This is a genomic window from Azoarcus sp. Soil_N_20, assembly GCF_057656155.1.
On the sequence record NZ_JBDGKX010000012.1, the window covers coordinates 1 to 13,004 of the forward strand.

The window sequence follows — 13,004 nt, forward strand, 5'->3', positions numbered from 1 at the left end:
ATGGTGCCGAACAGGAAGTAGAGCGAGATCCCCCACGCGATCGTGCCCAGCGGCAGGAAGTGGCCGGAGAGCTTCAGGGTGAGCGAGCCGAGCACGATCGCCACCGTGGCGGTAAAGACGAGCCCGACCACCAGCGCGAGCCAGGGCGAACCGCCGAGCCAGGCCAGATAGCCGGGCAGCTCGGTGGCGGTGGTGAGCACGCCGGTGGTGTAGGCCCCGAGCCCGACGAAGGCGGCCTGGCCGAAGCTGGTCAGCCCGCCCACCCCGGTCAGCAGCACCAGGCCGAGCGCGACCATGGCGTAAAGACCGATGTAGTTGAGCAGCGTCACGTAGAACGGCGGCATCACCAGCGGGGCGATCAGCAACAGGCCGAGGAAGGCGGCGAGGAGGGCTCGTGGTGACAGGAAGGTGTTGGCGTTCATTCTTCCTCCTCCACATGGCGGCTGGTCAGCGAACGCCACAGCAGCACGGGGATGATCAGCGTGAATACGATCACTTCCTTGTAGGCACTGGCCCAGAACGAGGAGAAGGCTTCGAGCAGCCCGACCATGACCGCGCCGACCGCGGCGATCGGGTAGCTCGCGAGCCCGCCGATGATGGCGGCCACGAAGCCCTTCAGTCCGATCAGGAAGCCGGTGTCGTAATAGATGGTGGTGATCGGCGCGATCAGCACCCCCGACAGCGCACCGATGAAGGCGGCGAGCAGGAAGGTGAGCTTGCCGGCGAGCGCGGGCGAGATCCCCATCAGACGCGCACCGGCGCGGTTGATCGCGGTGGCGCGCAGCGCCTTGCCGTAGATCGTGCGCTCGAAGAACATATACAGCGCCACGATCAGCGCGAGCGAGGCGAAGATCACCCACAGCGTCTGCCCCGACACCAGCAGCGGGCCGACTTCGAAGCGCGCATCGGAAAATGGCGGCGTGCGCTGGCCCTCGGCACCGAAGAACAGCAGGCCCAGGCCGACCATGCCCACGTGCACCGCGACCGACACGATCAGCAGGATCAGCACCGGCGCGGCGGCGATCGGCTGGTACACCAGGCGGTACATCAGCGGCCCCATCGGCACCACGATCGCCAGCGCCAGCAGCACCTGCGCGAGCATCGGGAGCTCGGTCAGCGGCAGCGCGGCGAGCAGTGCCGCCAGCCCGAGCGGATAGGCGAGATTCCATCCGGCCACGCCGACGAGCTTCCTCGTCTGCCCCGCCTTCAGTGCCGCACCGCCGTCGAGCAGCGCGACAACCACGCCCATGCCCACCAGCAGCCACACCGTGGCCGGCAGCACGCCCGACTGCATCATCGCCAGCGTCAACGCACCGAAGGCGACGAACTCGCCCTGCGGAATGAAGATCACCCGCGTGACCGCGAACACCAGCACCAGGGCCAGCGCCAGCAGGGCATAGATCGCCCCGTTGGTGATGCCGTCCTGTCCCAGCAACAGCGCTATCTGAAAATCCATGACGACCCCCGCCCCACCGTCGCACCTGCACGGCCGGTGTGCTTTCCTGACTCGATTCTCTGTTGATCTGAAGCACGGGGGCAGAACGCCCCCGTGTCGGTTCAGCGCATTACTTCACGAGTTTCCAGGCACCGCCCTGGATCTGCACCATGACCCGCGCACGCTGGTCGAACCCGAGGTGGTCGGTCGGGCTCATGCTGAAGATGCCATGTGCAGCGGGCAGTTCCTTGATGCCCTCGAGCGCGTCCCGCATCGCCGCGCGAAACTCGGCGCTGCCCGGCTTGGCCTTCTTCAGCGCTTCCGGTGCGGCAGCAGCCATCAACAGGCCGGCATCCCACGCATGGGCGCCGAAGGTGGACACCGAGCCCTTGCCATGAGTGGCCTCATACTTGGCGATGTACTCCAGCGCCGGCTTCTTGACCGGGTTGCTGTCGGGCAGTTGCGCCGCAACCAGCACCGGTCCGGCGGGCAGGAAGGTGCCTTCACAGTCCTTGCCGCACACGCGCAGGAAATCGTTGTTGGCCACACCGTGGGTCTGGTACAGCTTGCCGGCGTAGCCACGCTCCTTGAGCGTCTTCTGCGGCAGCGCGGCCGGGGTGCCCGAACCGGCGACCAGCACCGCATCCGGACGTGCAGCCATGACCTTCAGAACCTGGCCAGTCACCGAGGTGTCGTTGCGGTTGAAGCGCTCGTTGGCGACGATCTGCAGCTTGCGCGCCTCGGCCACCGACTTGAACTGCTCGTACCAGCCTTCCCCGTAAGCATCGGCGAAGCCGATGAAGCCGACGGTCTTGATCCCGCTGTTGGTCATGTGTTCGATGATCGCGGTCGACATCTGGGCATCGTTCTGCGGCGTCTTGAACACCCAGCGCTTCTTGTCGTCGACCGGCTCGACGATGCGGGCCGAGGCGGCCATCGAGATCATCGGCGTTTTCGCTTCGGCGGCGACGTCGATCATCGCCAGCGAGTTCGGGGTGATGGTCGAGCCGATGATCACGTCGACCTTGTCTTCGGTAATGAGCTTGCGGATGTTCTTGACCGCGGTGGTGGTGTCCGACGCGTCGTCGAGCACGATGTAGTTCACCTTCTCGCCGCCGATGGTGGTCGGCATCAGCGCGAAGGTGTTCTTTTCCGGAATGCCGAGCGACGCGGCGGGGCCGGTCGCCGACACGATCACGCCAACGTTGATGTCGGCCTGGGCGGCGGTGGCGGCGAATGCGAGGCCGATGGCGGCCAGCAGAGTGTTGTTCATTTTCATGGTGTCTCCTCCTCTTCGTTTATATGAGTAACCGGGCTTGAGGTACCCGGTTACCGTGCGCCGAAAATTATCACATTACTAACGCGTTTGAACATGACGAATTGTGACGCACAACACGGTCAAACCCTTTCTATGATCATCGCAATGCCCTGCCCCACGCCGATGCACATGGTGCACAGCCCGTAGCGCCCGCCGCTCGCCTCCAGCTGGCGCAGCGCGGTAAGCACCAGACGCGCGCCGGATGCCCCCAGCGGATGCCCGAGCGCAATAGCGCCACCATTGGGGTTCACGCGCGGATCGTCGTCGGCGAGGCCGAGTTGGCGGGTGACCGCGAGCCCCTGCGCGGCGAAGGCTTCGTTGAGCTCGATCACGTCCATCTGCGCGAGTTCGAGACCGGCCTGCGCCACCACCTTGCGCGAGGCCGGCGCCGGGCCGATGCCCATGATGCGCGGCTCGACCCCGGCGGTGGCCATGGCAACGATGCGCGCCCGCGGCTTCAGGCCGTGCTTCGCGGCAGCCTCGGCCGAGGCGATCAACAGTGCCACCGAGCCGTCGTTGGTGCCGGAGGCATTGCCCGCGGTGACCGAGCCATCGGGCCGCACCACGCCCTTCAGGCGGGCGAGGGCCTCGAGGGAGGTGTCGGGACGTGGGTGTTCGTCGGCGGCGACGATCAGCGGTTCGCCCTTCTTGCGCGGGATCTCGACCGGGCACAGCTCACCGTCGAAGAAGCCGCGCGCGGCCGCGGCCGCGTAGCGCTGCTGACTTCGCAGCGCGAAGGCATCCTGGTCGGCACGGCTCACGTTGAAATCGGTGGCGACGTTCTCCGCGGTTTCGGGCATCGAATCGATACCGTACTTGGCCTTCATCAGCGGATTGACGAAGCGCCAGCCGATGGTGGTGTCCTCGATCTTCGCCGAGCGCGAAAACGCGGACTCGGCCTTGCCGATGACGAAGGGCGCGCGACTCATGCTCTCGACCCCGCCCGCGATCATCAGCGCGGCCTCGCCGGCCTTGATCGCGCGCGCCGCGGTGCCCACCGCATCCATGCCGGATCCGCACAGCCGGTTGATGGTGGAGCCGGGCACGGCTATCGGCAAACCGGCAAGCAGGCCGGCCATGCGGGCGACGTCGCGGTTGTCCTCGCCGGCCTGGTTGGCACAGCCATAGTAGATGTCCTCGATCGCCGCCCAATCCAGCGCGGGATTGCGCGCGATCAGGGCCTTGATCGGCAGCGCGGCGAGGTCGTCGGTACGCACGCCGGACAAGGCGCCGGCGTAACGGCCGATCGGGGTACGGATGCCATCGCAGATATAGGCTTCGGTCACTTTCTGTTCTCCTGTTCTCGGTTCTCTGTCGTTTTCGTCTTGCCCCTCAGCGGGACATCGTCACTTGTTCCGGAGCCGCCGCGGCCAGATTGGCGCCGCCCGTGAGCAGCCCTTTCACCCCGTTGAGCAGGATCGCGGTCACCACCGGCGCCATGTCGGCGTAGGTGAAGTGGCCGTCGGCCCGCAGCCAGGTGAAGGTCCAGTTGATCATGCCGAACAGGATCATCGCCACCGGCTTGTCGAGATTGCGCGCCTTCAGGCCCGGTTCGACGCGCTCGATCGCTGCGGCGAAGGCTGCCACCACCTTGCGCTGCTTGCCCACCACGTACTCTTCCTGCGCCGCCTGCAGGAACTTCACGTCCTGCACCAGCACCACGTGCTGGCTCTGCGAATGCTGGTACTCCTCCATGAAGCGCATCACCAGTGCGGCCAGCTGCGGTTCGGGCTCCAGGTCCTGTGCTTCCACCCCGGCGACGATCGCGAGCAGCTGGTCCATGTAGCTGTCGGCGATATCGAACAGGATGTGCTCCTTGTCGCGGTAATAGTGGTACAGCAGCGGCTTCGACACCTTGCACGCCTTGGCCAGCTCGGCCATGGATGCGTTATGGAAGCCCTTGTCGGCAAACAGCCGCGCCGCCTCCTGAAGGATGGCGCCGCGCTGCAGCTCGAAGGTGGGTGACTTGCCCCTGGCCATGATCCGGTTCCGTTTTCGTGCGTATGAGTCCGCTCACCCGCACTGAATCGGGAAATCGTCCGTTAACGATCGTCGAAGCTGATGACCACCCGCTCGGTCAGCGGATGGGCCTGGCAGGTGAGCACGAAGCCTGCGTCAATATCGGGTTGCTCGAGGGTGTAGTTCTTGTCCATGCGGACCTTGCCTTCGAGGACCTTTGCGCGGCAGGTGCAGCATACCCCACCCTTGCACGAGTACGGCAGGTCCAAGCCGGCGCGCAAGCCCACGTCGAGGATGGACGGGTCTTCGGCACGGAAGTCCATCTCGCGCTTGAGCCCGTCGGCGATGATGGTGATCCGGGCCTGCGGCGCGTCGCCGGCTTCGACATGGTGCACCGGCGCGCTGTCGGGCACGCCGAAGCGTTCGAGATGAATGCGTTCCGGAGCCACCCCGGCGGCGAGCAGGCCAGCCTCGGCCTCGTCGATCATCGCCCCGGGACCGCAGATGAAGGCGGCATCGATGGTGTCGGCCGGAATCAGGGTGTCGAGGAAGCTGGCGACGCGGGCGCGGTCGAGGCGACCGTTGAACAGCGCCACGTCCTGCTCCTCGCGCGAGAACACGTGGTACAGCGTGAACCGCGTCATGTAACGGTCCTTCAGGTCCTCCAGGGCCTCGGCGAAGATCACGCTGCTCTGGCGGCGATTGCCGTAGATCAGCGTGAACCGGCTGTGCGGCTCGGCCTTGAGCGTGGTCTTGATCAGCGACAGGATCGGGGTGATCCCGCTGCCGGCGGCGAAGGCGACGTAATGCTTCGCGTTGGCCGGATCGAGCCCGGTATGGAACAGACCCTCGGGGGTCATGACCTCGAGCACGTCGCCGGCCTTGATCGCGTCGTTGGCCCAGGTCGAGAAGCGGCCGCCGCCGATCTTCTTGATCGCGACCCGCAGCTCGCCATCATCGACGCCGGCACAGATCGAGTACGAACGGCGCAACTCCTCGCCGTTCACTGCGCACTTGAGGGTCAGGTGCTGACCCTGGACGAAGCGGTAGTCCTCGGCCAGCTCGGCCGGCACCTCGAAGCGCAGGCTGACCGCATCGGCGGTTTCGTTCCGCACTTCGGCGACCTTCAGGGGGTGGAATCTCGGCGTCATTCGGTGTCTCCGGTGTCCGTTATTGGGGCGGATCAGATCGGTTTGAAATACTCAAAGGGTTCGAGGCAGCTCTTGCAGCGCCAGGTGGCCTTGCATGCGGTCGAACCGAATTCGGACAGGCGCTCGGTATCGTTGGAGCCACAGCGCGGACAGGTCAGCGTTCTCTTCACGAAGCGGATCGGCTGGGGACCGCCGACGGCCGCCTTCCCGGTGGGAGGCACGATGCCGTAGGCACGCAGCTTCTCGCGCGCCGCCTCGCCGATCCAGTCGCTGGTCCACGCCGGATCCAGCCGGGTTTCGAGGTCGACCCGGCCGGCGCCCGCGGCCTCCAGCGTGTCGCGGATCGCGAGCCCGATGACCTCGGTGGCGGGGCAGCCGGAGTAGGTCGGGGTCACCACCACGGTGATCCCGTCCTCGCGGCAGCGCAGCTCGCGGATGATGCCGAGCTCGACCACCGACACCGCCGGCACTTCGGGGTCGGGCACGGTGTCGAGCAGGGTCCAGGCCTGGGCTTCGGTCAGCATGGCACGCTTACCACTGCGCACCCGGGTAGGTACGCTGCATGTACTGCATGGTCGCCAGCAAATGGCCCATGTGCTCGGAGTGGCGGCCGAACTTGCCATAGCTCCTGAACGGCGTACGTGACGGCACCACCAGCGTGGCCTCGGCCAGCACCGGCAGCACCATCGCTTCCCACGCCGCTTCCAGTTCACCCCAGGCCGGGCCGATGGCGGCGGCGGACACCGCCTCGTCGGTCGGGTTGGCGGCGAACAGTTCGGCGGTGTAGGGCCACAGGTAGTCGAGCGCCGCCTGGGTCTTGTCGTGCGACACCGCAGTGCCGTCGCCGAGCCGGATCACCCACTCGGCCGAGTGATTCAGGTGGTAGCGCGCCTCCTTCAGGCTCTTGGCGGCGATCGCCGCGAGTTCGCGGTCGGACGACTGCACCAGCTTCTCCCACAGCAGCACCTGGAAGGCGCTGAACAGGAAGTTGCGCACCGTGCTGCGACCGAAGTCCTCGTTCGGCACTTCCATCATGGTGATGTTGCGGTAGTCGCGTTCGACGCGCAGGAAGGCGATCTGGTCTTCGTCGCGGCCGCACCCTTCGAGCCTGCCGGCGTGGGTCAGCAGCAAACGGGCCTGGCCGACGAGGTCGAGCGCGATGTTGGCGAGTGCGAGATCTTCCTCGAGCACCGGGGCGTGACCACACCACTCGGACAGGCGCTGACCGAGGATCAGGGCGTTGTCGCCGAGGCGCATCACGTATTCGATATGTTCCGCCGTGGCGGTGTTCTGTTGGCTCATGTCGGCCCCCATCACATGTGGTTAACTTCTTCGGGCAGCTGATAGAAGGTCGGGTGGCGGTAGATCTTGTCTTCGGCCGGATCGAACAGTTCGGGCTTGGCGTCGGGGTCGGACGCCACGATGTCGGCGGCCTTCACCACCCAGATCGACACGCCTTCGAGGCGGCGGGTATAGACGTCGCGCGCCATCTGCAGCGCCATCGTCGCGTCGGGGGCGTGCACGCTGCCGCAGTGCTTGTGGTCGAGGCCGTTACGGCTGCGGATGAAGACTTCCCACAGCGGCCATTCTTTACGTTCCATGTTCCTTGTCTCCTTGCCGCCGATGGCGGCGCTGATTTCACGATGGCAGGCACCGTTGCTAGCAGGTCCCTTCCCCTTCAAGGGGAAGGACAGGATGGGGATGGGTTCTTATTCAGCGCCCGCAAACCCCATCCCCACCCCAACCCTCCCCTTGAAGGGGAGGGAGAAAACGCTCTCACGCGGCCTGCTTTTCCCTTGCCGCCCGCTTCCTCGCATGTTCCAGCGCCGCTTCGCGGACCCAGGCCCCGTCGTTCCAAGCCTTGTTGCGCGCGGCCAGACGATCGACATTGCACTGACCGTGGCCGCCGACCACGCTCCAGAACTCGTCCCAGTCGATCGCGGAAAAGTCGTAGTGGCCGCGTTCGGCGTTCCACTTCAGCTCGGGGTCGGGCAGCGAGATGCCGAGCACCTCGGCCTGCTTCACCGTGGCGTCGACGAACTTCTGCCGCAGGTCGTCGTTGGAGATGCGCTTGATGCCCCAGCGCGCGGTCTCGGTGTGGATGCTGTCACGGTCGTGCGGGCCGAACATCATGATCGACGGCAGCCACCAGCGATCGACCGCGTCCTGCACCATCGCGCGCTGCTCTTCCGTGCCCTTCATCATCTGCAGCAGCAGGTCGTAGCCCTGGCGCTGGTGGAAGGACTCCTCCTTGCACACCCGGACCATGGCACGCGCATAGGGGCCGTAGCTGCACTTGCACAGCGGAATCTGGTTCATGATCGCGGCGCCGTCGACCAGCCAGCCGATCACGCCGATGTCGGCCCAGGTCAGGGTCGGGTAATTGAAGATCGAGCTGTACTTGGCCTTGCCCGACAGCAGCGCTTCGGTCAGTTCGTCGCGCGACACGCCGAGCGTTTCGGCCGCGGCATACAGGTAGAGACCGTGACCGCCCTCGTCCTGCACCTTGGCCAGCAGGATGGCCTTGCGCTTGAGGCTGGGCGCGCGGGTGATCCAGTTGCCTTCGGGCAGCATGCCGACGATCTCGGAGTGGGCGTGCTGGCTGATCTGGCGGACCAGGGTCTTGCGGTAGGCCTCGGGCATCCAGTCCTTGGCCTCGATGAAGCCGCCGCCGTCGATCCTGGCGTTGAACTCGGCCAGGTATTCGGGGTTCTCGACCTTGCGCGGGCCCTTGGCCTCGCCGTCCGGAACGCTGAGTGACTGTGTGTACATGGTGGACTCCTCGTGGGGGATACACTCGCGGCGACGCGGGATCGCCCGCCGCGGGAGGTTCGTTATTCTTTGGGGCGACGGTCGATGACGCGCTTGGCCTTGCCGACGGTGACGCGCTCGATCGAGAACGGCTCGCCGACCATCACCTTGCAGGACACGCCGATCAGGCTCTTGATCGAGTGCGTGAGCTCCTTCGCCAACGCCTCCTTCTGTTCCGGATGACGACCGACATTGGCTTCGGCGTTGACTTCCACCTTCACCGTCAGCGTGTCCATGTGGCCGTTCTTGTCCACTTCGAGCAGATACTGCGGCGCCAGTTTGGGCATCTTGCAGATCAGTTCCTCGATCTGGGTCGGGAACACGTTTACACCGCGGATGATCAGCATGTCGTCGGAACGGCCGGTGATCTTGGCCATCCGCCGCATGCTGCGCGCGGTGGGCGGCAACAGGCGGGTGAGGTCGCGGGTGCGGTAGCGGATCACCGGCATCGCTTCCTTGGACAGCGAGGTGAACACCAGTTCGCCCTCCTCGCCGTCGGCCACCACCTCGCCGGTTTCCGGGTTGATGATCTCGGGGTAGAAGTGGTCTTCCCAGATCGTCGGGCCGTCCTTGGTCTCGACGCATTCGTTGGCCACGCCGGGGCCCATGACTTCGGACAGACCGTAGATGTCCACCGCGTCGATGCCGGCGCGGGCCTCGACCGCCAGCCGCATCGCCGGGGTCCACGGTTCGGCGCCGAAGATGCCGATCTCGAGCGAGGTGCTCTTCGGATCGATGCCCTGCGCCTCCATCTCGTCGAGGATGGTCAGCATGTAGGACGGCGTCACCATGATGATCTTGGGCTTGAAGTCCTGGATGATCTGGACCTGCTTCTCGGTCTGCCCGCCCGACATCGGGATCACCGTACAGCCCAGGCGCTCGGCACCATAGTGCGCGCCCATGCCGCCGGTAAACAGCCCGTAGCCGTAGGACACATGGACCATGTCGCCGGGACGTCCGCCCGAGGCGCGGATCGAGCGCGCCACCACGTTGGCCCAGGTATCGATGTCCTTCAGGGTGTAGCCCACGACCGTGGGCTTGCCGGTGGTACCCGACGAGGCATGCACCCGCGCGACCTTCTCGATCGGCACCGCGAACATGCCGAAGGGATAGTTGTCGCGCAGGTCGTGCTTGGTGGTGAAGGGGAACTTCGCCAGATCCTCGAGGGATTTCAGGTCGTCGGGATGGACGCCCTTGTCGTCGAACTTGTTGCGGTAGTGCGGCACGTTCTCATAGGCGTGGCGCACGCTCCACTGCAGCCGCTCGAGCTGCAGCGCACGCAGCTCGTCGATGCTGGCCTTCTCGATCGGCTCGAGCTCGGGGGGCGAATAGGTGTTCACCGGCATGTCTGTCTCCTCTTTCCTCTGTATCCGCTTCAGTCTTGCTGTTCTTCAGAGCTCGATCACCGGCCGGCCCTTGATCCGGTACGACTTGCCACGCATCACCGCGATCAGCTCGCCGTTCTGATTGGTCACGGTGATGTCATAGACCCCGGTGCGCCCGGCGGCAAACACTTCCTGTGCCGCGGCGGTCAGCATGTCACCCGGGCGTCCCGGGGCCATGAAGTCCACGCTGATCCCGGACGCCACGGTCTGCTCGTTGCCGCTGTTGCAGGCATAGGCGAACGCGGTGTCGGCCAGGGTGGTGATGAAGCCACCGTGGCAGATGCGAAAGCCGTTGAGCATGTCCTCACGCACCTTCATCGTGATCGTCGACCGGCCCGGTCCGACCTCGACGAAGGCCATGGCAAGGCTGCGTGCGGCCTGGTCGCGCTCGAACATGCCGTCGCGCACCTTCTCGGCCAGCAGCTGCGGATCGTGGCCGGCGGTGAGGTCGCGGTACTGGGCTTCACTCATGGAAACTGCCTCCGTTGTAGTTCTTGCGCTGGATCAGCGGCGACACGCGATAGCGCTCCTCGCCGTAGTGGTCGTGCAGATTGGCCAGCACGCGGGCGACGAAGCCCACGCCGATCTGATCGGCCCAGGCCAGTGGCCCCTTCGGGTAGTTGGTGCCGAACCGCATCGCCAGATCGACGTCGGCTGCGCTGCCGATCCCCTGCAGCACCGCGTCGGCCGCTTCGTTGGCGAGCATCGCCACCGTGCGCAGCCCGATCAGGCCGGCGACGTCGTCGATCCGCGAAACCGCCACGCCGGTGCGCTGTAGCGTGCCGACCACCGCGTTCCAGGCGCCATGGCCGCAGCGGTCGGCACGCGCCAGTACCAGGCGCGGGGTGACCGCGTAGTCGAGGCACAGGTCGAGCAGCACCAGGGTGGCGATGCCGTCCTCGGCCGCACGCCGGGTCGCGGTGCGGCCGTCGGCCAGCATCAGGCGCGCGCCGCCGATTTCGAGCCAGCCGACCGCACCGGCGGGCGCCGCGCTGCGGCTCACCGCGACGCCGGCCGCTTCGAGGCGGGCGATGAGAGGCTCGGCCACACCGAGACTGCCCACCGCGGTGACACTGCGCTCGGCGGCGGCTGGCGCTTCGGTCTGCGCATCGGGCCTGACCGCCCCGGCGGCATAGTCGTAAAAACCGCGACCGCTCTTGCGCCCGAGCCGCCCGGCCAGCACCAGGTCGTGCTGGATCAGGCTGGGGGTGAAGCGCTTGTCACCGAAATAGGCGTCGAACACCGAGCGCGTCACCGCAGCGTTCACGTCGTGGCCGATCAGGTCCATCAGTTCGAACGGCCCCATCGGAAAGCCACAGGCTTCGCGCAGCGCGGCGTCGATGGTGGCCGGTTCGGCCGCCTGCTCGTTCGCCACCCGCAAGGCTTCGGCGTAGAACGGCCGGGCGACGCGGTTGACGATGAAGCCGGGGGTGGATTTCGCATGCACCGCGACCTTGCCCCAAGCTCTGGCAGTGTCGTACAGCGTGGCCGCGATCGCCGGATCGGTGGCGAGGCCGGACACGATCTCGACCAGCTTCATCCGCGGCGCGGGATTGAAGAAGTGCAGACCGGCCAGGCGCTCGGGACGCGCCAGCGGCGCCGCCATCGCGGTGATCGACAGCGAGGAGGTGTTCGACGCGAGGATCGCTTCGGCGCCGAGCAGGCGCTCGAGCTGCAGGAAAAGCTGCTGCTTGATTTCGAGCTTCTCGACGATGGCCTCGATCGCCAGCCCCGCATCGGCAGCGTTCGTCAGGTCGGTGATCGCAGTCAGGCGCGCCATGGTCGCCTCGCGCTCGGCCGCGCTCAGCTTGCCTTTCGACACCAGGAAGTCGAGGTCTTTCGCGATGCCGGCAAGGCCCCGGTCGATCGCTTCCGCCTGGGTGTCATACAGATACACCGGATGGCCCACCAGCGCCGCAACGTGGGCGATACCCGCGCCCATTGCGCCGGCACCGATCACCAAGACCCTGACCTTCTTGTCGAGCGCCACGACTCAGTTCCCCTTGAACTGCGGCGCGCGCTTTTCCATGAAGGCGGCGACGCCCTCGCGGTAGTCGTTGGACCGTCCGCACTCGCGCATCATGTCGCGCTCGAGCCCGAGCTGGGTATCGAAATCGTTGGTGGAACTAGCCCAGATCGCCTTCTTGGTCTGGGCAAAGCCGAAGGTCGGGCCCTTGGCCATCTGCGCCGCGAGCGCCTGCACCGTGGGCAGCAGGGCCTCGTCGTCCACGCACTTCCAGATCAGCCCCCAGGCTTCGGCCTGCTCCGCCGACACCTTGTCGCCGAGCAGCGCCAGACCCATCGCACGCGCCGGACCGAGCAGGCGCGGCAGAATCCAGGTGCCACCGGTATCGGGGATCAGGCCGAGCTTGCAAAAGGCCTGGATGAAACTCGCCGAGCGTGCCGCGAACACCATGTCGCAGGCCAGCGCGAGGTTGGCCCCGGCGCCGGCAGCCACGCCATTGACCGCGCAGATCACCGGAAGATCGAGATTGCGCAACGTGGTGACCAGCGGTTTGTAGTTCTTCTCCACCGAAGCGCCCAGGTCCGGCGCTTCGCCACCGGCGGCCACCGAACGGTCGGACAGATCCTGCCCGGCACAGAAGCCACGCCCGGCACCGGTGATCACCAGCACCCGCACCGACCCGTCGGCGCGACCGGCCTTGACCTGCGCCAGCGCGGCACGCACTTCGCCGTGCATCTGGTCATTGAAACTGTTCAGGCGGTCGGGGCGGTTCAGGGTCAGCGTGGCGACGCCCGCATCGACTTCAAAACGGATGGTTTCGCTGGATCCGGCTGCTGCACTCATCGTGTCTCCTCCTTGTATTCAGCACCGTGCTGAGGCACGCTGCATCCTTGTTCGGGGCCGGGTCGATCGCTGCTCTTCGTTGTTTGACCGACCGGTCAATCAATAGTAATCTTGATCCAGATCAAAAGACAAGCAT

The 13,004-nt window shown here is 66.1% G+C and carries 14 protein-coding genes; all 14 read right to left on the reverse strand.

Annotation, left to right across the window (positions count from 1 at the left end; genetic code table 11):
- Positions 1 to 422, reverse strand: a 422-nt coding sequence (locus tag AC3A35_RS20485; protein WP_487438166.1) for an ABC transporter permease subunit, incomplete at its 3' end; no start/stop codon positions are given.
- Entirely contained in the window at positions 419 to 1,456 is a 1,038-nt protein-coding gene (locus AC3A35_RS20490) for a branched-chain amino acid ABC transporter permease (RefSeq protein ID WP_487438167.1), read from the reverse strand. The genes AC3A35_RS20490 and AC3A35_RS20485, both read right to left, overlap by 4 nt.
- A 109-nt stretch (positions 1,457 to 1,565) precedes the next feature.
- Entirely contained in the window at positions 1,566 to 2,714 is a 1,149-nt protein-coding gene (locus tag AC3A35_RS20495) for an ABC transporter substrate-binding protein (RefSeq protein WP_487438168.1), read from the reverse strand.
- A gap of 119 nt (positions 2,715 to 2,833) precedes the next feature.
- A complete protein-coding gene (gene pcaF / locus AC3A35_RS20500) occupies positions 2,834 to 4,039 on the reverse strand; it encodes a 3-oxoadipyl-CoA thiolase (RefSeq protein ID WP_487438169.1) in 1,206 nt (401 codons plus the stop codon).
- Between the two features lie 46 nt (positions 4,040 to 4,085).
- Positions 4,086 to 4,733 carry a TetR/AcrR family transcriptional regulator gene (locus tag AC3A35_RS20505; RefSeq protein WP_487438170.1) on the reverse strand — a complete coding sequence of 216 codons (648 nt, stop codon included), beginning with the start codon at positions 4,731 to 4,733 and terminating at the stop codon, positions 4,086 to 4,088.
- Between the two features lie 62 nt (positions 4,734 to 4,795).
- A complete protein-coding gene (paaE, locus tag AC3A35_RS20510; RefSeq protein WP_487438171.1) occupies positions 4,796 to 5,863 on the reverse strand; it encodes a 1,2-phenylacetyl-CoA epoxidase subunit PaaE in 1,068 nt (355 codons plus the stop codon).
- A 32-nt stretch (positions 5,864 to 5,895) separates the two neighbouring features.
- Positions 5,896 to 6,387 carry a 1,2-phenylacetyl-CoA epoxidase subunit PaaD gene (gene paaD / locus AC3A35_RS20515; RefSeq protein ID WP_487438172.1) on the reverse strand — a complete coding sequence of 164 codons (492 nt, stop codon included), beginning with the start codon at positions 6,385 to 6,387 and terminating at the stop codon, positions 5,896 to 5,898.
- A gap of 7 nt (positions 6,388 to 6,394) precedes the next feature.
- Positions 6,395 to 7,165: a 1,2-phenylacetyl-CoA epoxidase subunit PaaC gene (paaC, locus tag AC3A35_RS20520; protein ID WP_487438174.1), complete on the reverse strand. Its 771-nt coding sequence runs from the start codon at positions 7,163 to 7,165 to the stop codon at positions 6,395 to 6,397.
- Between the two features lie 11 nt (positions 7,166 to 7,176).
- Complete coding sequence (paaB, locus tag AC3A35_RS20525; protein WP_487438175.1) at positions 7,177 to 7,464, reverse strand: 1,2-phenylacetyl-CoA epoxidase subunit PaaB; 288 nt, start codon at positions 7,462 to 7,464, stop codon at positions 7,177 to 7,179.
- 175 nt (positions 7,465 to 7,639) lie between these two features.
- On the reverse strand, positions 7,640 to 8,635 hold the full coding sequence (paaA, locus tag AC3A35_RS20530; RefSeq protein WP_487438176.1) for a 1,2-phenylacetyl-CoA epoxidase subunit PaaA: 996 nt from the start codon (positions 8,633 to 8,635) through the stop codon (positions 7,640 to 7,642).
- 62 nt (positions 8,636 to 8,697) lie between these two features.
- On the reverse strand, positions 8,698 to 10,020 hold the full coding sequence (gene paaK / locus AC3A35_RS20535) for a phenylacetate--CoA ligase PaaK (protein ID WP_487438177.1): 1,323 nt from the start codon (positions 10,018 to 10,020) through the stop codon (positions 8,698 to 8,700).
- A gap of 45 nt (positions 10,021 to 10,065) precedes the next feature.
- Positions 10,066 to 10,530 (reverse strand): hydroxyphenylacetyl-CoA thioesterase PaaI, encoded by a 465-nt coding sequence (gene paaI / locus AC3A35_RS20540; RefSeq protein WP_487438178.1) that lies wholly within the window; start codon positions 10,528 to 10,530, stop codon positions 10,066 to 10,068.
- Positions 10,523 to 12,049: a 3-hydroxyacyl-CoA dehydrogenase PaaH gene (paaH, locus tag AC3A35_RS20545; protein ID WP_487438179.1), complete on the reverse strand. Its 1,527-nt coding sequence runs from the start codon at positions 12,047 to 12,049 to the stop codon at positions 10,523 to 10,525. The genes paaI and paaH overlap by 8 nt, the downstream gene beginning before the upstream one ends.
- A 3-nt stretch (positions 12,050 to 12,052) precedes the next feature.
- Positions 12,053 to 12,868 carry a 2-(1,2-epoxy-1,2-dihydrophenyl)acetyl-CoA isomerase PaaG gene (gene paaG / locus AC3A35_RS20550; protein WP_487438181.1) on the reverse strand — a complete coding sequence of 272 codons (816 nt, stop codon included), beginning with the start codon at positions 12,866 to 12,868 and terminating at the stop codon, positions 12,053 to 12,055.
- Positions 12,869 to 13,004: the final 136 nt, after the last annotated feature.